The sequence below is a fragment of the Streptomyces sp. NPDC102514 genome (assembly GCF_055584525.1).
In genome coordinates this window covers 247,675-274,069 of record NZ_JBVJLW010000010.1, presented here as the reverse complement: position 1 = coordinate 274,069, position 26,395 = coordinate 247,675, and the positions used below count along the sequence as shown (strand labels likewise).

Genomic DNA, 26,395 nt, shown 5'->3' with positions numbered 1-26,395 from the left:
GCCGGGAGCGGCCGTCCCGTCATGCCCGCATGACGTCCGGGGTGGCGCCCGATGAGCATGATGGCCTCGCCCGAGGTCAACGCGATGCTCTTCATCCTCACCGGTGAGAAACTCATCGACGCCGACGAGGACCTCGCCTTCGAGAGCCGCCAGCCGTACGCCGGCCTGGGCCGCAAGCTCAACAGGATGTCGTCGCTGATCGAGAAGTCCATCCACGACATCGCCCAGGTCATGCCCGACGACCTCTCGAAGTCGTACGGCAAGGCGATGGGCATGCTCATCGACGACGGCGGCAAGAACTACCTGCGCGAGTTCTCCGAGCAGCTCGACAAGATCGCCGAGGGCCGGCGCAAGACCTCCATGGACATCATGGAGTCCAAGTGGCAGGTCATCGCCGAGGTCATCCGGCTGCTCATCGAGATCGCCATCTATCTGGCGATGTCCTTCTTCACCGGCGGCGCCTCCGCCAGCCAGATCATGATGGCCAAGCTGCGCAGCCGGTTCATGATCCTCACCACGCTCACGCATCTGCTCCAGCGGCTGCACCTGGCACCCTCGCTGACCGAGGCGTTCGCCGAGGCGTTCACCACCTTCGCGGTGCGGCTCGCGATGATGAACTTCGCGCCGAACGGTCGCCGGCCCGACGGCTTCGACTGGAACGACATCCTCAAGTCCGCCGCGTTCGGTGCCGCGGCAGGCTTCTTCACCAGCATCTTCGACAAGTTCGCGAAGGACATCGTCAAGGCCTTCGACAGCAACTTCTTGAAGAAGGGCCCGGATCTCGACTTCAAGAACGGTCCCAACTTCAAGAACCCCCCGAAGCTCGACTTCGACAACACGCCGAGCCCCAAGCCGAAGCCCGACCCCGGTCCCGGCCCCGGCTCCAAGAACGACCCTCCGCCGACCAACAGCCCCGGCCCCAACCCGAACCTGAACAGTCCCAACCTCACGAACAAGAACTCGTTCTCGTTCCGGTTCAACCCGAACTCCTTCAAGAACAACACCAGCCTGTGGCGGAACAACCAGATCCTGAAGCACAACGCCGACCGTCCGGGCGCGCTCGCCGGGCACTACGGCCTCAAGGGCACCGCCGACTTCATCGCCGCCGGAGCCGGTGAGGGACTCGGAGAGATCCTGATCAAGGGTGCCTTCGACGGCGACTGGTCCACGAGCTGGTCGACGTTCGTCGGCGCGGGCGTCAGCAGCGCGGTCGAGGGCGGCCTGTCGTCCACCGCCATCAACAGCGGCGCCGAACTGCGCAACACCATCGAGAAGTTGCGCAACCAGCCGCCGCCCACCATCTCCAGCGGCAACGCCGACACCGACACGCGGGACTCCGACGGCTCCACGCGCTCCCGCGGCGACTCCGACAGCGCCGACGGCCCCTCGAACACGGACACGTCCGGTTCCTCCGGCTCTTCGGGTGGCGGGTCCACGCGCAACTCGCCGCCGTCCTTCTCCCAACAGAACACCGGCACAGGGGACTTCACCGGCGACTACACCGGGACCGACCTGCCGCCGCCCTACTCGGTCGGCGAGCCGCCCCCGTACATGGGCGTGAACCCGCCGGCGTACACGCCGGGGCCCATGCCTGTGACCGCCGCGGAGAACGAGCTGTGGCAGCAGGTCCACAACGGGCCCGCCGAGGTCCGCGCGCAGGCTCTTCAGGACCTCGCCGCGCTGCGCGGCTCCCAGCAGCCCGGCAGCACCGAGATCGGCGTCCGCGACAACCTGCACAGCAACCTGTCGCAGCTGCCCGAGGTCCGGGTGGTCCCGGCCGGGAACAGCCCCGCCGCCCAGATCGACGCCGACGAGGTCCGCCGCGCGCTCGACAGCTTCGGCACGCCGGTCACGGTCGACAGCTCGCTCACGACGGACGGGTTCGGCAACGACTCGTCGGTCAACTCCGTTGTGGATGTGGGCAGTTCCGAGGCCGCGCAGGGCAACCCGGAGGTGGATCCTGGGCAGGTGAGCGGCGGCCCCGTCCCGTCCAACGGCCTGTCCAACTCGGCTGCGACGAACACCGGTACGGGCACGAACACCGGTACGGGTACGAATACGGGCACCGGCACCGGCACGAACACCGGTATGGGGACGGGCACGAATACCGGTACGAATACAGGTGCTCGGCCGGGTGGCGCCCCCGCCGCCGGAACCAACCAGTCGTCCTCGACCACCTCGACCTCATCGGAGACGCAGTCCCAGGACTCCCAGGACTCCCTGGACTCGGACCTCACGAATCCGGCGGACGGTTCGCAGACCACGACCGACGGCGCCACGCACAACTCGGAGACGTCGGAGACCTCGCAACAGCAGGAGACGACGACAGGGCCGGAGAGCACTGTCTCCCCGGATGCCACCACCTCCCCGGACACCACCGTCTCCCCGGAGACCGTCAACTCCGGCGAGAATCAGGTCACTTCGGACCCCGCAGAGAACACCCCCGCGCCGGACACCGACATCAGCGCGGCGCCGCCGAAGGTGAACACCACCGGCTCGTACGCCGATACGGGCGATGTGCGTGACATCGGTGATGTACGCGACTCCGGCGATGTGCGTGACACCGGCGGTTCGAGTGACGTGAAGGCAGGGCCCACCGCCGTCACGAACCCCGAGGCCACCAAGGCGCCGCCGCTGACGATCGTGGTCTCGGAGGTGCCGCCGCCGGGGGAGGGGGCGCCGGAGGCGGCCGAACTGCTGGACGGTGCCGGGGTCGACCGGGCCGTGGTGCTCGGTCCCGCGGTCACGCCGGACGGATCGAGCCGTCCGGTACGCGCCGCCGTCGAGCTGACTCGTGAGGGGCCGGGCGCCCCGGTCCGGGTCCGCCCGCTCGCCGGGCCGCCGCCCGCCATGACGACGGACGGCACCTCGGACACCACGCCCGCTTCGGGCACCGAGCTTGCATCGGACACCTCGGACACCGACTTCCCCGGCGCGAACGTGCTGCTGCCGCTCGCCGACGCCTTCGGTTACACCCCCTCCACGACCTCGGACCCCGCCCCGCAGGCCGACATGACGGCCGACGTGAAGACCGACAGTGACCCGGCCGCCGCCCCGGCCCCGCGCCCGAAGCTGGTGTCGGACGTGACGACGGGCCTGAACGGCACCGGAGTCGCTCCGACCTCCACCGACATCGGTGCCCCCGTCACGGCCAAGCTCGCCGACCTGTCCCGTCCCTGGACCGAGACGGCCACCGAACTGCACCTGGAGTCGGGCGACAGTGTTGCGACCGGCGGCCGGACCTCCGACCTCGGCGGCGGACGCGGGCCCGGCGACGGCGGCACCCCGCCGCCGCTTTCCCCCACCACGTCCCCGGACACCTCATCCGACACGTCACCCGTCACGTCGGACAGCACCCCCGCGCCGCCCCCGGTGACGCCCCCGCAGCCCGGGCGGATCGTCGTCCGGCCCACGGGCGCTCCGGTCGTCACCACCCTGGACGGCCACACCGTGCCCGTCGCACAGCTGCGCCGCCTGGTGCCCAACTCGACGGTGAAACCTCAACCGGGCCGTGCCGTACAGACGTTGACCATCTCGCAGGGCCCGGCCGAGGACGGTACGGCGCGCAGCGCGGGACGTCGCGCGCTGCTCGGCCAGGACACCTTCAGGGGTGTGCGCACCACCTCCGTCTCCCCGACTCCGGAGACCGCCGGGGACCCGCCGGTCCGCCGTACCGTGTTCACCGGCCCGCCGACCGCGCTGCCCGGCTCGGAGACCGAGCGAGGCGCCGACTACTTCGTGACCCACGGCACCCCTCGTACCGTCACCCTCGGTACCGATGACGCGGCCCACCCCACCGTGAAGGTCAGCGGTGTGCAGCTCGGTGAAGTGCTCAACTCCTGGGCGCAGGAAGGCGATCAGGACCGGCCGCTGGTGCTGTTCTCCTGCGAGACCGGGCGGCAGCCCGAGATCGCGGGACTGCCGGTGGCGCAGCACGTGGCGAACCGCACCGGGCGGCAGGTGTACGCGCCGACCACCGAGGTGGGCACGGCCCGGGACGGGGACGGCAACGTCCGCGCGGTGCTCACCGAGGGCGCGGACGGACCGGGCGGATGGCGGCTCTTCACCCCGGAGCCCAGCGGTACCGACCTGGACGGGCTGGCCCGCGACGCAGGCCTGCACGCGGGCCCGGGACCGGCCGACGCCTTCGCCAGGGCCCGTACCCTCCAGCAGATCCGCACCCTGCGCGGCGCTCTCGGCCCGGACGCCGAACAGAACCCGGACAACCGGGAGTTGCTCGCCGGACTCGCCTTCGCGGACAACCTGCGCTGGCTCAGCCAGGACACCGCGGCCCGCTACGGCGACGGCCGTATGACTCCGGACCTGCTGCGCCGGATGACCGTCGACCGGCAGCGCGCCACGGGGGACACCGGCACCGATCCTGACGCCGAGCCCACGGTCGAGCAGTACACCGAATTCCTGCGTGCCGCGGCCGAGTTGCACGCCAACGCCGGGCCCGACACCACGCTCGACGCCCTGCTGCCCCCGCCGCCGCCCGCGCTCCCGCCCACCACCATGGTCTCGCCGGAGGACGTACGGGGGCTGTCCTACGCGCCCGCCGCGCAGATCACCTGGTCGCTCGCCGGCACCCCGCTGCCGCTGTCCGAGCTCAACCTGAGTCCGGAGGACACCGCCGAACTCGCCCGCCGCAGACCCGATCTGGCGCCCACGCCGAGCCGCCCCGAGAGTCTCGCCGAGGACCTGGCCCTCCTCAGCAAGACCAAGCCCGGTTCGGTGGGCATCGTGCGCGCGAGCGGCCTCGCCTTCCGGCGGCTGGACACCCCGGGCGGCGGGAACTGCCTCTTCCGGTCGGCGATCGACAGCGCGCGCAGCCAGACCATCCCGCCCGCGTGGGCCTCGCGGAACGTAGCCGGACTGCGCACCCAGTTGCGTGACCGGATCACCGGTTCCGAACTCGGCGACAACATGCACCATGCGATCCCGGACCCGGTGCTCGCCGTCGTGGACGACCTGCGGATGCGCGCCCTCGCCGGGGTGCGGAACACGGCGGAGCGCGACCGGATCACCCAGCGGTGGAACCGGATCGCGCAGGCCGTCGTCACCAACGGCGACGCCGCCGGGTGGCGGCGGATCATCGGGGGGAGCGACTACGCGCAGCTCGCCGTCGTGGCCCCGACCCCCGCCGCCGCGCGGCTCCTCGGAGCCAGAGGGCTGGTCGCCGCGGCGGCCGAACACTCCGACCTGTGGGCCTCTCCCTTCGCCGACCTGCTCCCGGAAGCGCTGGCGCACACCCTCGACCTCGACCTGCGGCTCGTCCAGCCCGACCCGCGCACCTCGGGGACCACCACCTTCGTCAACACCCTCAACCCGGGCGGCCAGGGCGGCACCCTCCACCTGTCCTACAACGGCACCGACCACTTCGACGCGCTGGTCCCGGCCTCGGCGCCGCTCACCCCCGTACCGGACCCGGCCACCCCCAAGCCGGACCCGAACGCGACCAAGGACCCGGCCACGCAGGACCCCGCCACCGAGGACTTGGGTGCCGACGGGGTCTTCGGGGAGTGGCTGCGCAGCATGGGCGGGGTCACCGACCTCGACAGCCCCGCTCCCGAGACCCCCGAGCGGGGCGACCCGGTACCGCTGGAGACCCAGCTCGAACGCTACCGTCCGGCCCGGCTGCTGACCGGCCCGGACGCCAGGCTGCCGGGCCCGGCGCCGCGGACCGTCACCTTCGAGGACGGCAGCAGGCTGCCCACGGTCCTGATCGACCCGGGTGCCGACCCGGGCGACGGCACGCCGCCCGGCGCCAAGACCGGGAAGGCAGGGAAGACCCCGCCCCGCCCCCGGACCGGACTCATCACCGGCCTGGGCAAGACCACCCTCCGCTCGCCCGAGCAGGTGGCCGAGGAGATCCTGGGCAAACTTCCGGCGAAGCTGCGCTCCCAGTTCGACGAGACGGAGCTGCTGCGGCTGCTGACCCAGCAGCCCGACGCCTTCACCGCCCCGCGTGGTGCGCGCTTCGTCGGCCGCGAGAAGTCCGGGGTCGGCCACGAGATGACGGTCGAGGCCATCCCGTACCACCGCTGGGAGCGCTTCTCCAACGTGGGCGACGCCACCGTCAGGGTGGACACCATGCGGCGCGGCCAGGCCGGTACGGGCGGCGGGCGCAGCGTCGGCTTCGGGCGGCGGATCGCCGGCGGTCTGAGCATGGGGCCCCCGCTCAACTGGCTGCTGAAGATCGGCTTCTCGCTGGGCTGGACGCGCCGGACCGACTACGCGCAGGGCACCCAGGCGTACAACCAGTCCGAGTGGCGCAACTGGGAGGGCTCGCACCTGCACCTGGACGACGTCCACTACCGGGTACGGGTGGACCGCGTCACCGAGGGGCCGAAGACGCCCCCGACCACCTCCGCCCCCAGCACCACCACCACGACGACCGCCACCCCGGGCACCACCACGACGACCGCCACCCCGGCCACTCCCCCCGGTACGCCGCTGCCGACGTCGGGTTGGCGGCGCACCCAGGTGCACAGCGCCGATTTCGCGATGCGCGACGGTCTGAGCTGGCGGCTGCCGGACGACCTCACCGTGCCCTACAAGGGGCCGCAGCGGGCACCGAAGACGCTCACCTTCCCGGACGGCATCGAGCCGCGGATGACCGACACCACCGCGCTGCATCTGACGGACTCGCCCGAGGACATGGCGATCGCCATCTCCGGTGCCCGGCCCGGGAGTTCGGCACACCGCACCCTGGTCTCGTACGTCCGGCCGGGACGGCTGCTCTCGCTGTTCGGCCGGTTGTCCGGGCCGGTCACGGGGCCCGAGCTGACCCGGGGCAGCGGACAGCACCCGCTGGGGCACCTGATCGTGGAGCGGTCGGTGCCGCACCGGGCCACCCTGGTCACCGAGTCGGTCAAGGCGGAGCTGCGCGACCTCACCCAGACCACGTACCAGAACGAGCGCGGGCACGTCCGTGACACCCGCCTGGGCGTCCAGATCACCGCGGGGCCCAACTACACCCTCGCCGGTCTGGAGACCGACGTACGCCTCCAGGGCGGCCCCCTCGTCCGCGCGGACCTCTCCTCCGGGCGCGGCCACTACCTCGGTGTCGACGCGGCCCGGAAGACCACCGGCCGGATCCGTAACCACCCCGTCGCGCTCTACCGGGTGGAGCGCACCCTGATGGTGCGCAAGCCCGGCGAACCGTCGTCCGCCGCCCGGCCGGTGCGGGTGGTCAGCCTGGACTGGATCTCCACCCAGGACGCGCGCCGCCTCGCGGGCTGGGACAGCCGTACGCCCGGCCAGGCGGGTCCCGACCCGGACGCCGAGCCGCCGGTGCCGTGGTACCTCACCCGGGAGGACCCGGTCCACCTCAGCGGGCAGGTCCGCGCCGAGGGGTTCCGCCCCGTCGCGCCCCCGCAGACCCAGACCACGCCTCCGCCCCCGCCTCCGGTACAGACGGTACAGACGCAGGTGCAGCCGACCGGCCAGGACCAGTCCCAGACCCCGCCCCCGGTACAGACCCAGCCGTCGACCCAGAACCAGACATCGCCACCGCCCGCACCCCAGGACCCCATGCACGCGTTCACGGACGCGGTCCTGGACACGCTGCACCAGTCGTACCCGTCGCTGTTCGTGCCGCCGTTCATGCTGCGTCATCCGCGGCTGGCCAAGTTCTGGTACGGCGACGGGCGGATGCGGACCGCGCTGCACAACGAACGCCAGGTGCGCGAGGCGCTGAACCGGCCCAGCCTGGCGCAGAGCCTGGACGACCTGTCCACCACGGGTGTGCCCGTCACCCTCACCGAGGACGGCAAGGTGCGCCGCGGCCACCACACGCTCGTCCTCCGGGCACGGCTGACCGACCGGCGGTTCGAGACCACCATGAGCGAGCGCTCGCTGCGCAACGCGGTGATCGGCACCGAGGTCTCCGGCCAGGGGGAGCAGGCCGCCGTCACCCTGTCCGGCGGTGTCGAGCTGGGCGTCGGGCCGCGCGACCACGACAAGGTGCCCGAGGTGGGGCTGCCGCGCCAGGCCGGCAGTGTGGCCGTCGGCCTCCGGCACGGGCGGACCGACCAGAAGGCCACCAGGAACACGGTTGCCGTCGTCCACGACCACCTCATGTTCCAATCCGGCGCGGACCTCTACAGCTACCAGGTGGAGCTGGGCGCCACCTTCGAGGGCCACCGCCGCCCGCGCGGCTGGGCGAGGCTCGCCTCGGTCGGCCTGCTCGGCGCGGGCGTCTTCGTCAGCAAGGTCGAGGAACGGCCCCTGTTCACCCGGGGCAACGAGACCGTCGGCCGGGTGGAACTGGCCGTACCCGCCGCACACGGCTCCGACCGGTACGCCCCGGCCGACCCGCCCCCGACCGGCACGGCACCCGCCACCACGACCACGCCCACGCCCGCCCCGACGCAGCTCTCCGCCGACGCGGCGGACCAACTCCTCGACGGCACCCGCCCGTTGCCCGACTCCGAGTCGGCCGACCAGCAGCTCACCAAGAAACTGCTCCGCGCCCCGCACGTCGTGCTCAGCGCCGAGGGCGGCCCGCAGCGCCAGCAGCTCATGCAGGACACCGCCGACCGCGCCTCGGGCACCTCCTGGCACGTCAGCGCGCCCGGCGCCCCGGTGCGCACCGCACTGCGCCGCGCGATGGCGAACCTCAGCGTGGCGGGCCAACTCGGCCAGTACCTGGGCCCGTTCGGCTCCCGCGTCGCCGGACTGAACGGCGCGGGACCGTTCAGGACCCACTACCTCAAGGGAGTGGTCCGCGGCGAGCTGAGCAACTTCCGGGTCAAGAGCGACCCGAAGCCGGCCAGCTCCGAGACGACCGTCGGCAACGAACACCGCGTCAACGGCAGCGCGAGCACCGTCTCACGCACCACCCTCGGCCTCCAGGGCGCCGACACCCCCCTCCAGCAGGCCCCGGGCGGGCCGGCGGTGGTCGGCTCCTACTCGGCCGCCCTGCAGTACGCCTGGGGCAAGGGCCGCAGCGTCTCGCAGACCCTCACCCGGGGGCGCAACACCACCCTGACCTACGCCGGCCGGATGTACCTGGTCGTCGCCGACACCGCCGAGACCATCGCCGTACGGGACCGGTGGACCGCCGCGATGGGCGCGATCGGCACCCGCGCCGGGGCCGGCATCAGCTCCGCGGCCGGACTCGTCTCCGACCGCCTCGGCAACAGCCTCGCCCCGCGCAGGGCCGCCGCCGCGCTCCAGCGCATCCGCGACGCGGTCATGTTCCACCTGCCGATGCAGGACGTCATCGAGGCGGGCCTCGCCCCCGACGGCCTCGGCGACAAGACCCCGCACAACCTCGGCCGCGGCTACCGGGTGCCCCCCTACCTGCGGTTCCGCCGCTTCCCCACCCACCCCAGCGGCCAGCTCGACGCAAGTCCCGCGGCACAGCAGCTGATCCAGCAGCTGGCACAGATCGGGGTGCCCTCGCACGACCGCGAACAGGTCCTCCAGCGGCTCTCCCCGGACTTCCTCGCCGCGCACCTGCACGAGCTGACGACCGACGGCATGACCCTCCCGGTCCGCTACCGCACCTGGTCGAACATGTTCCACCTGCCCGTCAACGGCAGCCCCGGACAGCTCCAGTTCAAACTGACACCGATCACCACCACCGTGGACCGGCTGCGCACCGGCTACGAGCTGGAGGACTACCGCACCACGGCCCGCGACATCGCCGCCGGCACCTCGCAGGACCGCGGCGCCGACGTGACACTCAGCGGCGGCCAGCGCGCCGCCGAGGACGGCGTCCTCATCGCCAACCCCTCGCTCCAGGGCACCGCGGCCAAGCAGCGGAACAGCGTACGGACCCAGACCGCCGGCACCACCGCGATGCCGAACATCGCCACCACCCAGGCCCACGCCGAGGTCATCACCAGCTACGCCCTCACCGTCACCATGACGGACTCGACCGGGGACGCGCTCGCCCCCGGCGTCTCCGCCGTCGGCGTCGGCACGCTCAACGAGGTGCTCCCCGCCAGCCTGCTCACCCCGGACGGCGACGGGTCCGACGGCGCCCTCACCGAACAGGACGTACCGGACCCCGAACGCGCGGTACGCGTACTGACCGCCGCCCAGGCCCGCCCCGAGGGCATCGCCACCTGGCGCACCTCCGCCGCGGGGGACCCCGGCGGCAGCCCCGACCCGGACGTCCTGACTTTCGACGACACCATCGGCTCCGGCATCCTCGCCGTGGACATCCGCGGCGCCGCCAACGTCCACGACGCCCTGACCATCGCCACCGCCCGCGCCGACGGCCTCGGCGACGGCGACCTCGGCAAGCGGCACACCGGCGTCCACCTCGCGAGCCGTGTACGCATGGCCCACCTCACCTCGCTCACCGGCGTCGGCACCGCCCCCGGCCAGGCCCAGCAGGAGGCCACCACCCAGGTCGGCCTGACCGGCGGCTTCCGCGAGGCGCTCGGCGCGGACGGCGTGGCGCTGCCCACCCAGTCGTCCTCCCATCTCCTGGGCCAGTCGCACACCGCCGACTCCCGCCTCTACGCGAAGATGCACCGCCGCGGCGCACGGCTGCTCGCCGTGGAGAACAAGCCCCGCATGGAGGCCATGCAGCGGGCGAAGACCTCCGACGCGCTCGACGCCGGCATCACCGACAACGTCGAGGGCGCCATGGGCACCGCGCCGCTGGCCGGAACCAGCAACGCCGGTGTCACCAACCCGGGCGCCACGGTCCCGATCGGCGGCACGAACGACGGCACCACCCTCAAGGGCACCGCGGACACCACCCTCGGCACCCACCTCAAGGTCGTCACCGACCGGAGCATGCTCTTCGCGATCCCGGTGAGCTGGCTCTCCGTGGCCGAGGTCGACCACCGCTACACCGACAGCCGCCCGCTGCGCGCGCTCGGCAAGGCCAAGCGCGGGCCGCGCGCCGCCGAGTCCGAGACCACCGCCCTGGTCTGGCTGCGCGAGGACATCGCCCGCGACTACGGGCTCCTCGACGAGACCTCGTACACCGACGACGTCGCCGCGGCCTGGGACGCCCAGGCCAAGGCCGCCGCCGACCTCACCACGGCCGAGAAGAACTACTACGACGCCCGCGCACGGTCCCGGGAGACCTGGCTCGACCTGAGCGACGAGGACCGGGCCGCACTCGGCGACGACAACTCGGGAGAGCCGACCGACCTGCCGCCGGACGTCTTCTACTCGCCGCCCGTCGCCGCCTGGCAGGCCGCCCGCGAGGAGGTCCACCGCTGGCAGCTGCGCACCGACGCCGCCGCCGAGGACCACCACCGGCTGCACCTCGCCGCCTCCCGCCTCACCGCCCACCACCAGGGCTCGGCCACGGTCACGGTGCCGGACGCGCCGCAGGCGTACACCGCGCCGGACTGGCGTTCCGAGGCACCCGCGCCGTACACCGTCACCGACGCCACCGACTCCGCGCCGCGCACCCTCACCTCGCCGGACGGCGTCACGGTGCGCGAAGTGCACGACATGCCGCACGACGGCGCCTCGTTCTTCCACGCGCTGCTCGCCACCGCCGACACCTCGGGCCGCCTGCCGTACCTGCTGGGCGGCGACCTCGCCGCCCGGTTCAGCGCCGACCCGGGCGATCCGGCGGTCACCGCGGAGGCCGTCGAGGCCGCCCGCCACCGTCTCGCCTGGGCACTGGGCGAGCACGGCAACCAGGACCTGCTCGACGCCCTCGCCCTGGACGCCGCGGACACCTTCACCCAGGCCGAACTCGACACGGCCGGCGTGGTGCTCACCCCCGCGCAACAGGCCGAGTTCGACGCCTTCGGCCGCCTCCCGCAGACCTACTGGCCCACCCCCGACCAGCGGGTGGCGCTCGCTTCGCTGGCCCTGTCCCGCCCGTTCGCGAGCGAGCCGCTGCCGGACGCCGGCACGCAGTCCGCCGACGGCACACCGGAACCGCCCGAGCGCCGCGCGGGAGACCACGGCGGAGCCGACCTGCTCCCCGCCCTCGCCGCCCGGGTCCTGGGCAGCCCGCTCACGGTGGTGACCGGCGAGGGCCGCGACCAGCTCTTCCTCCCGCACGGCGGCGACCCGGCCTCCGTCGACCCGGCCACCGACCCCGTCCTCTTCGCCACCGACGGCTTCTTCCACGCCACGCTCCCGACCGGCAGCCCGGCCCCGGTCGCCACCGCCCTGCCGCCGAGCACGGCCCCTTCGGGTACGACGACCGGGACCTCCCCCGTCGACACCACGCGCCCCGCCTCCGAACAGCCGCCTGCGCACCGCAGCCACAGCACCGCACCCTGGCTGGCGCCCGCCGACAGCACCGGCCCGCGCTACCGCATGGACCGCGACGGCGTCCTCACCGCGCCCGACGGCGCCACCTACACCCAGGGCACGCCCACCGGCCGCGGCAACGGCTTCTTCGCCGCGCTCTCCACGGTCGTACGCCAGGCCTCGCAACAGCCCGGACTCGCCGGCCCGGAGGCGACACGGCTGCGCAGGCGCGCGGCGGCGACGCCCACCGAACTGATGCGCCGGTACGGCCTCCCCGGCGACGGGACGACGCGCGCCACGCTCTTCACGCCCCCGCCGCTCCCTGCCGGGCGTCCCGGCGATCCGCCGCCGAGCCAGTTCACGCTCGACGGCAATCTGCGCCGTCACCTCGCCGAGGCCCCGTGGGGTCCCGGGGCCGACCTCGCGGTGGCCGAGTGGGCCGCCGCGGCGACCGGCACGACCGTCACCCTGATCGAGGAGAACGGCACCGCCCACACCTACGTGGGCCCGTCCGGCGACAGCGGTTCGCACATCCGGCTCCGCCGCCGGGGCGGGGACTTCGTCCCGGTGACCCTCCACACGCCGGCGCCCCCGCCCGCGCCGAAGGCTCCGGAGCCGAAGGATCTGAAGACGTCCGAGTCCAAGGACGCGAAGGGTACGGAGACGGAGGTCCTCAAGGGGGCCGATGTGGAGGGCTCGACGCCGGTCGACACGCTTCCGCCGACTCCGCTGGCTCCGCCGATTCCTCCGGTTGCGCTGGTGCCGCCGGTGCCGGATCCGGCGCTGCAGCAACCGGTCCCGCAGGACGCGATCACCGCTCCGCTGCCCCCGTCACCGACCGGCAGCGACCTCCCGGGCGTCGTGGAGGAGGAGGCGTACGAGCTGCACACGCTGTCCGGCACCGACGACGGCAACGGCACCGACGCCCCCACGGACCCTGCGCCCGACCCGGAGCCTGCTTCGGACCCCGCCCCGGAGCCGACGCCCGCGCCGGAACCCACCCTCCGCCCCTTCAAGCTGGGGAACTTCGAGTTCACCAACTTGAACCAGACGGACCGGTACGTCGACAAGGCGGTCCGGATCATCGAACTGCTCGACGAGCACCGCACCATCAAGACCTACGTCGGTGACCGTCCCGTACGGATCACCCTGCACCTGCGCACCACGGAAACCCCCGCCGACGTACGCGACCTGGGTGACGCCGGTGTCCAGATCAACCTCGCCAGCTACTACTTCGAGAAGTACGACACCGGCTACATCATGGGCATGCTGGCCCACGAGATCGGCCTGCACCCCCTCGCCTCCCGCGACACGGAGATTCCCGAGCAGGAGGAGGCGTACCGGGGGATGCCCCTGACGGTGCCGGGGCTCAGCGACCTGAAGACTCCGCGCACCATGAACACCGAGGGCGCGGGCCAGGCCGACCACATCATGGCCGCCTACCCGAGGACCATCCGGCACAGCACCTACCGCGACATCGTCACAGAGATGGCCAGGGTGCTCGCGCAGCGCGCGCGGATCGGCGTGCCGGGAGCCAAGTCGCAGGACGTCACCGACCTGTTCGAGACCTACCTGATGGACCTCGCCTCCATCGCGGTCACGAACGACTACAGGATCAACGCGGTCAAGGAGCCCAACTACACGGCGCGGGTCTACAACGCGTACAAGGATCTGCTGCACGCCGAGTTGGCGGGGAACCCCGCGCTGCAGGGCCTGCTGCCCTCGAACAAGACCCTGTTCGGCGTCGCACGGTCCTTCACCCAACTCGCCGGCGCCATCGCGACCAACAATCGCGGCGACAGCATCAAACAGCCCGTTGCCGACGCTCCGGCGCAGGGCGCGAACAACGACACCGGTGAGGTACGCCCGAGGCTTCCCCAGGCCGACACCGGCACGGGCACCAACACCGTCACCACCCCCGACGCCGACTCCGTGTCGCAGACCCGGGACGCCGGCACATCGCGGCCCAGGGGTCCCCGCGACACCCGCCCCCGGTTCGTGGTGCGCTCCGGCTTCGACGCCCGGCGGTTCTCGTACCAGGGCGAGCCGGTCACCGAGCTGACGGTCCGCGTCGCGCTGCGCGGCACGAACGAGCAGGCCAACCAGGTGTTCGACCAGCTCAGGGCAGGGGTGGACGAGTTCCTGAACGACCCGGCCCACCGCCTCCTCAACGGCGACCGGCTGCACGTGACGGTTGAGCACGTCGACCTCCCGCAGGTCCCGGGTGCCCCGGGCGCCCCGCACCTGACCGTGAACCTGGCGGGCCGGGACCAGGCGATGGACCAGACCACCTGGTGGGCCGACGCGGCCCCGGTCCAGTTCGTCCACGAACTCACCCACCAGCTCGGCCTGCGCGACGAGTACCGGGATGCCGATTCCCCGCACCGCCCCCACGTCCTCGGCAGCCTGCTGGGCGACCTCGACGCGGCGCCGGAGGACTCCTCGCTCGCCCCCGCCGGCCTGCGCGACCGGCACCTGGCGCTGCTGGGTGCCCTGATCGGGGACGTGACCCCGGCGCCTTCACAGAACGGCGACCAGCCCGCCCCGGCCGACCAGAGCTGGGCGGCGGCCCGGGAGAGCGCCACCGCGGAACTGCGCGAGGCCATCTGGGTGGACCCGGTCTCCCTGCCCCGGTCTGCCGACGACACGACGGCCACCGAGGTGCCGGTTCGTACGCTGCAGGACTCGACCGCGGCGCCGACCGCGCCGGAGCCGGTCCTCCGCCCCTTCAAGCTGGGCAACTTCGAGTTCACGAATTTGAATCAGACGGACCGGTACGTCGATAAGGCGGTTCGGATCGTCGAGTTGCTGGATGAGCACGGCACGATCAAGGGTTTCGTCAATGGTCGTCCTGTGCGGATCACCTTGCATGTGCGGACGACGGAGACTCCGGCGGATGTGCGTGACCTGGGTGATGCCGGTGTCGAGATCAACCTCGCGAGTTATTACTTCGAGAAGTACGACATCGGTTACATCATGGGGATGTTGTCCCATGAGATTGGCCTGCATCCTCTGGCTTCGAGTAATTCGAAGATTCCTGAGGAGGAGGAGCTGTATCAGGGCATGCCCCTGTTGGTCCCCGGGCTGGAGACCTTGTCGACACCGCGTTTCATGAATACCGAGGGTGCGGGTCAGGCGGATCACGTCATGGCCGCGTTCCCGCACACGATTCGGCATGGCATCTATCGCGACATCGTGGTGGAGATGGCGGAGGTGCTGGCCCAGCATGCTCGGGTGGGTGTGGCGGGTGCGAAGTCCAAGGACGTCACGGACCTGATCGACACCTACTTGATGGACCTCGCCTCGATCGCGGTCACGAACGATCATCGGGCGCGGGCGGTGCGGGATCCGGCGTACACGGCGAGGGTCTATAACGCGTACAAGGGCCAGTTCGCCGAGCAACTTGCTGATGACAGTCCTGTGCGTGCCCTGTTGCCGGGGGAAAAGGGCCGGTTCGGTGTGCTGGGTGACTTCGCTGCCCTTGCGACCAGTGTGGGAACCAACAACCGTGGTGACAGCATTCAGCGGCCCGTTGCTCCGGCGCCGACCGCGGAATCCACCCCGGGGGCCAATCCCGGCCAGGCACGTCCGAGGCTGCCCCAGTCCGACACCGACGCGACTCCGGCCCCGACGCCGGCTACGGCCACCGCCGTCGAGCCGACGCTCACCCCGTTCAAGTCGGGGAACTTCGAGTTCACCAATCTCAAGCACACGAACGAGGGTTACCGCGACAAGGCGGTCCGGATCATCGAGCTGCTTCGCAAGCACGACACGATCCGCACCTATGTCGGGGGCCGTCCGGTCCGGATCACTCTGCACCTGCGGACGAGGGAGACCCCGGCCGATGTGACGGACCGCGGTGACGCAGGCGTCGACATCAATCTCGCGAGCTACTACTTCGAGAAGTACGACATCGGCTACATCATGGGCATGCTGGCCCACGAGATCGGCCTGCACCCCCTCGCGTCCCGGGACACGAACATCCCTGATGAGGAGTCGATGTTCGCGGGAGTGCCGCTGGCCGTTCCGGGCCTGACCGATCTGAAGACGCCGCGCACGATGAGTACGGAAGGTGCGGGTCAGGCCGACCACATCATGGCCGCCTTCCCGAGCAGCACCCGGCACAAGATCTATCGGGACATCGTGCTCGGTATGGCCAGTGACCTGGCGGAGGAGGCGCGGACAGGGGAGGAAGGTGCGAAGGCGAAGGACGTCACCGACCTGATCGACACCTACCTGATGGACCTGGCCACGATCGCGCTCACCAATGACAAGCGCAAGGACGCGGCCTGGGAACCGCGCTACACGGCGAAGGTGTACAACGCTTACAAGGAGCAGTTCGCCGCGCAGCTCGCGCAGGACAGTCCCGTACGGAGTCTGCTTCCGGCCGACAAGAGCTGGTACAACGTCACGAGCAACTTCCTGGGTCTGGGCAGCAGCGTTGCCTTCAACAACCAGGGCGACAGCATCCAGACCGCCACTCCGGCACTGAGCAACACCGAGACGGGCGAGACGCCTCCGCGGCTGACCGGAACCGCTACGGAAGCGGCACCGCACACCGGACCGGCCGGCTCACCGCGTCCAGGAAGGGCGCGGGACAAGCGCCCCCGTTTCGTGGTGCGGTCGGGCTTCGACGCGCGGCGGTTCACCTATGACGGCGATCCGGTCACCGACCTCACGGTCCGTATCGCGATGCGCGGTGGCCCGGACGGGCAGAACGTCCACGCCAACGTCTTCGCACAACTCAGCGAAGGCGTGCATGAGTTCCTTAACAACCCCGGTCACCGCCTTCCCAACGGCGACCTGCTGCACGTAACCGTCGAGCTGGTCGATCCGTCGCAGTCCCCGCACCTGACCGTGGACTTGACCGGCCGGGACCAGGTGATGGATCAGAAGACCTGGTGGGCGGATGCGGCCCCCATCCAGCTGGTGCACGAGCTGACCCATCAGCTCGGTCTGCGCGATGAGTACCGGGACGCGGACGCCCCGCACCGCCCGCACATCCTGGGCAGTCTGCTGGGTGACCTGAACGCCGCTCCCGAGGACTCCTCGCTGGCCGCCGGCGGGCTCCGCGGACGGCACCTGGCGCTGCTGGGTGCGCTGATCGGGGACGTGACTCCGCGGCCCTCGGAGCAAGGCGCCCAGGAGGACACCGAGCAGACCTGGCACAAGGTGCGCGAGGACGCCAAGAAGGTCCTTCGCGAAGCGATCTGGGTCGACCCGGTGTCTCTGCCGAACCCGACGGACGGTACCGAGAACACCGCGTCCACCGGCGTCCCGGCACACATGCTGCAGAACGCGAACGCGACACCTGACACCGCTGCCGCGCCCGCCCCCGGCCCCTTCGTGATGGAGAACTTCGAGTTCACCAACCTGAAGAGTTCGGACGAGCGGTACCGGACCAAGGCGACCCGGGTCATCGAACTGCTGCGGGACCATCCGAGGATCAGTGCGTACGTCGGCGGCCGTCCCGTCCGTATCACCTTGCACGTACGGACGACCGAGCCTCCGGCGGATGTACGTGACCTGGGCGACGACGGCGTTCAGATCAACCTGGCCAGTTACTACTTCGAGAAGTACGACATCGGTTATGTCATGGGGATGCTGGCCCATGAGATCGGCCTGCACCCTCTGGCCTCCCATGACTCGAACATCCCTGACGAGGAGGAGATGTTCGCCGGGGTGCCCTTGGCCGTTCCGGGGCTGTCGGATCTGACTCCGCCGCGCACCATGAACACGGTCGGCTCGGGTCAGGCCGACCACATCATGGCCGCCTATCCCAGCAGCACCAGGCATGGGATCTACCGCGACATCGTGGTGAAGATGGCGGAGATGATGGCGGAGTTCGCACAGGCGCAGGTGCCGGGAGCCAAGCTCCAGGACGCCACGGACCTGATGGACTCCTACCTCATGGACCTGGCCTCCATCGCCATCACCAGCGACCACCGACTGAGAGCCGCGACGGAACCGGGCAACACGGCCAAGGTCTACAACGAGTACAAGAGGCTGCTCGCCGCGCACATGGCCGCGAACAGTCCGGCCCGAGCCCTGTTGCCCGCCGACAAGGGGATGTTCGGTGTCGTGCGGAACTTCGCGACACTGACCGCCAGTGTGGTCACCAACAATCGCGGTGACAGCATCCAGCCGCCCGCGCCTACGTCGACGCTCGCGCCTCCGCCCACGGATGAGGCCCGCCCCCGGCTCCCGCAAGCCGCCGACAACGCGCAACAGGCTGAGGAGAGCGTCGATCAAGCTCCCGTCACCACGCCGCAGTTGCGAGGCTCGCGCGACAGTCGACCTCGGTTCGTGGTGCGGTCGGGCTTCGATGCGCGGCGGTTCACCTACGACGGCGATCCGGTCACCGACCTCACCGTGCGTGTCGCCATGCGCGGAGCGGCGGATCAGACGCCACGGGTGTTCGGCCAACTCAGTGCGGGCGTGAGCGAGTTCCTGAACCACCCCGGCCACCGGCTGCCCAACGGCGACCTGCTGCACGTAACCGTCGAGCTGGTCGACCCCTCCGAGTCCCCGCACCTGACCGTGGACTTGACGGGCCGGGACCAGGCGATGGATCAGGTCACCTGGTGGGCGGATGCCGACCCCATTCAGCTGGTGCACGAGCTGACTCACCAGCTCGGTCTGCGGGACGAGTACCGGGATGCCGATTCCCCGCACCGCCCACATATCTTGGGCAGTCTGCTGGGTGACCTGAACGCGGCTCCCGAGGACTCCTCGCTGGCCGTCGGCGGGCTCCGCGGGCGACACCTGGCGCTGCTGGGTGCGCTGATCGGGGACGTGACTCCGCGGCCCACGGAGCTAGGCGCGCAGGAGGACACCGAGCAGACGTGGGACAAGGTCCGGGAGGGCGCCACGAAGGTCCGTCGTGAAGCGGTCTGGGTGGACCCGGTCTCCCTGCCCCGGTCTGCCGACGGCACGACGGCCACCGAGGTGCCGGTTCGTACCTTGCAGGACTCGAACGCGGCGCCGACCGCGCCGGAGTCGGTCCTCCGCCCCTTCAAGCTGGGCAACTTCGAGTTCACGAACTTGAATCAGACGGACCGGTACGTCGACAAGGCGGTGCGGATCGTCGAGTTGCTGGATGAGCACAGCACGATCAAGAGTTTCGTCAATGGTCGTCCTGTGCGGATCACCTTGCATGTGCGGACGACCGAAACGCCCGCTGATGTACGCGACCTGGGTGACGCCGGTGTCGAGATCAACCTTGCGAGCTATTACTTCGAGAAGTACGACATCGGTTACATCATGGGGATGCTGTCCCATGAGATCGGCCTGCATCCTCTCGCCTCCAGTAATTCGAAGATTCCTGAGGAGGAGGAGCTGTATCAGGGCATGCCCCTGTTGGTGCCGGGGCTGGAGACCCTGAGCACGCCGCGATTCATGAACACGGAGGGTGCGGGTCAGGCGGACCATGTCATGGCCGCGTTCCCGCACACGATTCGGCATGGCATCTATCGCGACATCGTGGTGGAGATGGCGGAGGTACTTGCCCAGCATGCTCGGGTTGGTGTCGCGGGCGCCAAGCCGAAGGACGTCACTGACCTCATTGACACCTACTTGATGGACCTCGCCTCGATCGCGGTCACGAACGATCATCGGGCGCGGGCGGTGCGGGATCCGGCGTATACGGCGAGGGTTTACAACGCGTACAAGGGCCAGTTCGCCGAGCAACTTGCTGAAGACAGTCCCGTACGTGCTCTGCTGCCCGGGGACAAGGGCCGGTTCGGCGTGCTGGGTGACTTCGCTGCCCTTGCGACCAGTGTGGGAACCAACAATCGCGGTGACAGCATTCAGCGGCCCGTTGCTCCGGAACCGACCGCGGAATCCACCCCGGGGGCCAATCCCGGCGAGGCACGTCCAAGGCTGCCCCAGTCCGACACCGACACGACTCCGGCCCCGACGCCGGCTACGGCTACGGCTGTCGAGCCGACGCTCACTGCGTTCAAGTTGGGGAACTTCGAGTTCACGAATTTGAATCAGACGGACCGGTACGTCGATAAGGCGGTGCGGATCGTCGAGTTGCTGGATGAGCACGGCACGATCAAGGGTTTCGTCAATGGTCGTCCTGTGCGGATCACCTTGCATGTGCGGACGACGGAGACTCCGGCGGATGTGCGTGATCTGGGTGATGCCGGGGTTGAGATCAATCTGGCGAGTTATTACTTCGAGAAGTACGACATCGGTTACATCATGGGGATGTTGTCCCATGAGATTGGCCTGCATCCTCTGGCTTCGAGTAATTCGAAGATTCCTGAGGAGGAGGAGCTGTATCAGGGCATGCCCTTGCTCGTGCCGGGGCTGGAGACCCTGAGTACCCCGCGTTTCATGAACACGGAGGGTGCGGGTCAGGCGGACCATGTCATGGCCGCGTTCCCGCACACGATTCGGCATGGCATCTATCGCGACATCGTGCTGGAGATGGCCGAAGTACTCGCCCAGCATGCCCGGGTGGGTGTGGCGGGTGCGAAGTCGAAGGACGTCACGGACCTGATCGACACCTATCTGATGGATCTGGCTTCGATCGCGGTCACGAACGATCATCGGGCGCGGGCGGTGCGGGATCCGGCGTATACGGCGCGGGTCTACAACGCGTACAAGAGCCAGTTTGCTCAGCACCTCGCTGAAGACAGTCCCGTACGTGCCCTGCTGCCGGGGGAAAAGGGCCGGTTCGGTGTTCTGGGTGACTTCGCGGCGCTCGCAACCCGTGTGGGAACGAACAACAGTGGCGACAGCATCCAGCGACCTGTTGCTCCGGAGCCGACCGTGGAACCGACCACGGAACCCACCCCGGAACCCACCCCGGGAGCCAATCCCGGCGAGGCGCGCCCCAGGCTGCCGCAGTCCGACACCGACACGGACACGGGCCCCGGCGCGACCCCTGCCCCGGCCCCGACGCCCGCCACCGCCGTCGAGCCGACGCTCACCCCGTTCAAGTCGGGGAACTTCGAGTTCACCAACCTGAAGCACACGAACGAGGCGTACCGCGACAAGGCCGTCCGGATCATCGAGCTGCTCCGGAAGCACGACACGATCCGCAGCTACGTCAACGGCCGCCCGGTCCGGATCACCCTCCACCTGCGGACGAGGGAGACCCCGGCCGATGTGACGGACCGCGGTGTTGCCGGCGTCGACATCAATCTCGCGAGCTACTACTTCGAGAAGTACGACATCGGTTATGTCATGGGGATGTTGGCCCATGAGATCGGTCTCCACCCGCTCGCCTCGAAGGACACGAACATCCCTGATGAGGAGTCGATGTTCGCCGGGGTGCCCTTGACCGTTCCGGGGCTGGCGCACCTGACTCCGCCGCGCACCATGAACACGGTCGGCTCGGGTCAGGCCGACCACATCATGGCCGCCTTCCCCAGCAGCACCCGGCACAAGATCTACCGGAACATCGTGCTCGGTATGGCCAGTGACCTGGCGGAGGAGGCGCGAACAGGTGAGGAAGGCGCCAAGGCGAAGGACGTCACTGACCTGATCGACACCTACCTGATGGACCTGGCCACGATCGCGCTCACCAATGACAAGCGCAAGGACGCGGCCTGGGAGCCCCGTTACACGGCGAAGGTCTACAACGCCTACAAGGAGCAGTTCGCCGCGCAGCTCGCGCAGGACAGTCCCGTACGGAGTCTGCTTCCTGCAGACAAGAGCTGGTACAACGTCACGAGCAACTTCCTGGGTCTGGGCAGCAGCGTCGCTTTCAACAACCAGGGCGACAGCATCCAGACCGCCACTCCCGCACCGAGCAGCACCGAGACCGGCGAAACGCGCCCGCGGCTTTCGCAGGGCGACACCAAGTCGGAGTCCGGGTCGCGGAGCGGGCCGTTCGACACCACGTCGTCGAAGGGACTGCGTCCCAGTCGGCCGCGGGACAAGCGGCCACGTTTCGTGGTGCGTTCCGACTTCGATGCGCGGCGGTTCACCTATGACGGCGATCCGGTCACCGACCTCACGGTCCGTATCGCGATGCGCGGTGGCCCGGACGGGCAGAACGTCCACGCCAACGCCCACGCCAACGTCTTCGCACAACTCAGCGAAGGCGTCCATGAGTTCCTGAACAACCCCGGTCATCGGCTCCCGAACGGCGACCTCCTGCACGTAACCATCGAGCTGGTCGATCCCTCGCAGTCCCCGCACCTGACCGTGGACCTGGTGGGCCGGGACCAGGCGATGGATCAGGTCACGTGGTGGGCGGATGCGGCCCCCATCCAGCTGGTGCACGAACTGACTCACCAGCTCGGCCTGCGGGACGAGTACAGGGATGCCGACACCCCGCATCGTCCCCACATCCTGGGCAGTCTGCTGGGTGACCTGAATGCCGCCCCCGAGGACTCCTCGCTGGCCGCCGGCGAGCTCCGCGGGCGACACCTGGCCCTGATCAGCGCGCTGATCGGTGACGTAACCCCGCAGACGTCGGAGCAAGGCGCACAGGATGACACCGAGCAGACCTGGCGCAAGGTGCGCGAGGACGCCACGAAGGTCCGTCGCGAAGCGATCTGGGTCGACCCGGTCTCCCTGCCCCAACCGTCCACCAGCGCCACCAGCGCCACCAGCGCCACCAGCGCCACCAGCACCACTGGTGACACCGCGGTCACCGACGTCCCGGCTCGTACGCTGCAGGACCCGAACGCGGCGCCGACCGCGCCGGAGCCGGTCCTCCGCCCCTTCAAGCTGGGGAATTTCGAGTTCACGAACTTGAATCAGACGGACCGGTACGTCGATAAGGCGGTGCGGATCGTCGAGTTGCTGGACGAGCACAGCACGATCAAGAGTTTCGTCAACGGCCGTCCCGTCCGGATCACCCTGCATGTGCGGACGACCGAAACGCCCGCCGATGTACGCGACCTGGGCGACGCCGGTGTCGAGATCAACCTCGCGAGCTACTACTTCGAGAAGTACGACATCGGCTACATCATGGGAATGCTGTCTCATGAGATCGGCCTGCATCCTCTCGCCTCCAGTAATTCGAAGATTCCTGAGGAGGAGGAGCTGTATCAGGGCATGCCCCTGTTGGTGCCGGGGCTGGAGACCCTGAGCACCCCGCGATTCATGAACACCGAGGGTGCGGGCCAGGCGGACCACGTCATGGCCGCGTTCCCGCACACCATTCGGCATGGCATCTATCGCGACATCGTGCTGGAGATGGCGGAGGTACTTGCCCAGCACGCCCGGGTCGGTGTGGCGGGCGCCAAGCCGAAGGACGTCACGGACCTCATCGACACCTACTTGATGGACCTCGCCTCCATCGCGGTCACGAACGATCATCGGGCGCGGGCAGTGCGGGATCCGGCGTATACGGCGAGGGTCTACAACGCGTACAAGGGCCAGTTCGCCGAGCAACTCGCTGACGACAGTCCCGTACGGGCCTTGCTGCCCGGGGACAAGGGCCGGTTCGGTGTGCTGGGTGACTTCGCCGCGCTTGCCACCAGCGTGGGAACCAACAACCGCGGTGACAGCATCCAGCGGCCCGTTGCTCCGGAGCCGACCGCGGAACCGACCGCGGAACCAACCCCAGGCGCCAATCCGGGAGAGGCGCGCCCCAGGCTGCCCCAGTCCGACACCGGCACCGACACCAACACGGGCACCGGCGAGATCCCGACCTTGACCCCGACCTCGACCCCGGCCCCGACGCCCGCCACCGCCGCCACCCCCGCCGAACCGACCCTCACCCCCTTCAGGTCGGGGAAGTTCGAGTTCACCAACCTGAAGCACACGGAGGAGAAGTACCGGGACAAGGCCGTCCGCATCATCGAACTGCTGCGGGAGCACCCGGCGATCAGCGCGTACGTCGGCGACCGTCCCGTCCGGATCACCTTGCACGTGCGGACGACCGAGACCCCGGCGGACGTACGCGACCTGGGTGACGCCGGTGTCCAGGTCAACCTCGCGAGCTACTACTTCGAGAAGTACGACATCGGGTACATCATGGGGATGCTGGCCCACGAGATCGGCCTGCACCCGCTCGCCTCGCGGAACGGGGACATCCCCGACGAGGAGTCGATGTTCCGAGGCATCCCCCTGCCCGTCCCGGGCCTGGGCGACCTGCGGACCCCGCGCACGATGAACACCGACAGCGCGGGCCAGGCCGACCACATCATGGCCGCGTTCCCCAGCAGCACCCGGCACGGGATCTACCGCGACATCGTGCTGAAGATGGCCGACATGCTGGCCGAGGCCGCGCAGGCCGGCGTGGAGGGTGCCAAGGCCAAGGACGTCACCGACCTGATCGACACCTACCTCATGGACCTCGCGTCCATCGCGATCACCAGCGACTACCGGATGAACGCGGCCAAGGAACCAGGCAACACGGCCAAGGTCTACAACGCCTACAAGGCGCTCTTCGCCGCACGCATGGCCGCCGACAGTCCCGCCCGTGGCCTGCTCCCCGCAGACAAGGGGATGTTCGGTGTCGTACGGGACTTCGCCACACTGGCCGCCAACCTCGCGACCAACAACCGCGGTGACAGCATCCAGCAGCCCCTCCCTGCGGGTGAGGCCCGCCCCCGGCTGCCGCAAGTCACTGACACCCCGCAGGGGATCAGCGAGAGCATCGAACAAGCCCTGGCCGGTACACCGAAGATGGTGGGCCCGCGTGACAGCCGCCCCCGCTTCGTGGTGCGGTCGGGCTTCGACGCCCGGCGGCTCTCGTATCAGGGCGAACAGGTCACGGACCTCACGGTTCGCATCCGGATGCGCGGTACGGAGTCGGAGGCGGCGCACGCCTTCGAGCAACTCTCCGCCGGAGTGCACGAGTTCCTCAACGAGCCCGGTCATCGGCTCCCGAACGGCGACCTGCTGCACGTGACCGTCGAGCTGGTCGATGCTTCCGAGTCCCCGCACCTGAGTGTGGACTTGACGGGCCGGGACCAGGCGATGGATCAGGTCACGTGGTGGGCGGATGCCGACCCCGTACAGATGGTGCATGAGCTGACCCATCAGCTCGGTCTGCGGGACGAGTACCGGGATGCCGATTCCCCGCACCGCCCGCACATCGCGGGCAGTCTGCTGGGTGACCTGAACGCCGCTCCCGAGGACTCCTCGCTCGCCGCGGGCGGGCTCCGCGGACGCCACCTGGCCCTGCTGGGCGCGCTGGTCGGAGACGTGCCGTCCGAACCCGAGCGCACTCAGCCGGGCGAGCCGGACATCGCGCAGACCTGGGACGAGGCCCGCAAGGGGATCGATGGGGTCCTTCGCGAGGCGGTCTGGGTGGACCCGGTCTCCCTGCCCCGCCCGGCCGACGGCACCGACCACGCGGACGGCACCGAAGTCCCGGCCCGTATGCAGCAGGACCCGAACACGGCGCCCGGCCAAGCCGCCGTCCAACCAGCGGTGCTCTACGCCCCCTTCTCCTCGGGGAACTTCGAGTTCACCAACCTGAAGCACACGAACGAGGCGTACCGCGACAAGGCCGTCCGCATCATCGATCTGCTCCGGAAGCACGACACGATCAAGGAGTACGTCGGCGACCGTCGCGTGCGGGTCACCCTGCATGTGCGGACGACGGAGACCCCGGCCGACGTGACGGACCGCGGTGACGCCGGTGTCGACATCAACCTGGCCAGCTACTACTTCGAGAAGTACGGCATCGGCCACATCATGGGGATGCTCGCCCACGAGATCGGCCTGCACCCCCTCGCCTCCCGGAACCGGGACATCCCCGACGAGGAGGAGATGTTCCAGGACGTCCCGCTGGCGGTACCGGGCCTGGGCAATCTGGCGACACCGCGCACCATGAGCACCGTGGGCGCGGGCCAGGCCGACCACATCATGGCCGCCTATCCCAGCAGCACCCGGCACCGGATCTACCGTGACATCGTCCTGAAGATGGCCGGTGTCCTGGCGGAGGACGCCCGCCTCGGAGAGGACGGGGCCCGGGCCCAGGACGTCACGGACCTGATCGACTGCTATCTGATGGACCTGGCCTCCATCGCGCTCACCAACGACTACCGGATGAACGCGGCGAAGGAGCCCAACTACACGGCGCGGGTCTACAACGCCTACAAGGAGATGCTGCTGGCCCGGTTGGCCGACGACGCTGCCGTCCGGGCGCTCCTGCCGTCCGACAAGAGCATGTTCGGCGTGATGAACGACTTCCGGCGCATCGGCCAGTACATCGCGATCGGCAACAGCGGCGACAGCATCCAGCAGGCCGGCACGACCTGAGCGTGTCCCTCGCCGCCGC

At 69.8% G+C, this 26,395-nt stretch carries 1 protein-coding gene; it reads left to right on the top strand.

Annotation, left to right across the window (positions count from 1 at the left end):
• The first annotated feature begins 51 nt into the window (after nucleotides 1-51).
• Complete coding sequence (locus ACZ60E_RS25925; RefSeq protein ID WP_469443445.1) at nucleotides 52-26,376, top strand: hypothetical protein; 26,325 nt, start codon at nucleotides 52-54, stop codon at nucleotides 26,374-26,376.
• Nucleotides 26,377-26,395: the final 19 nt, after the last annotated feature.

Coding starts and splice junctions, on each gene's coding strand:
- ACZ60E_RS25925 (WP_469443445.1), top strand. CDS start 52: ATGAGCATGATGGCCTCGCCCGAGGTCAACGCGATGCTCTTCATCCTC.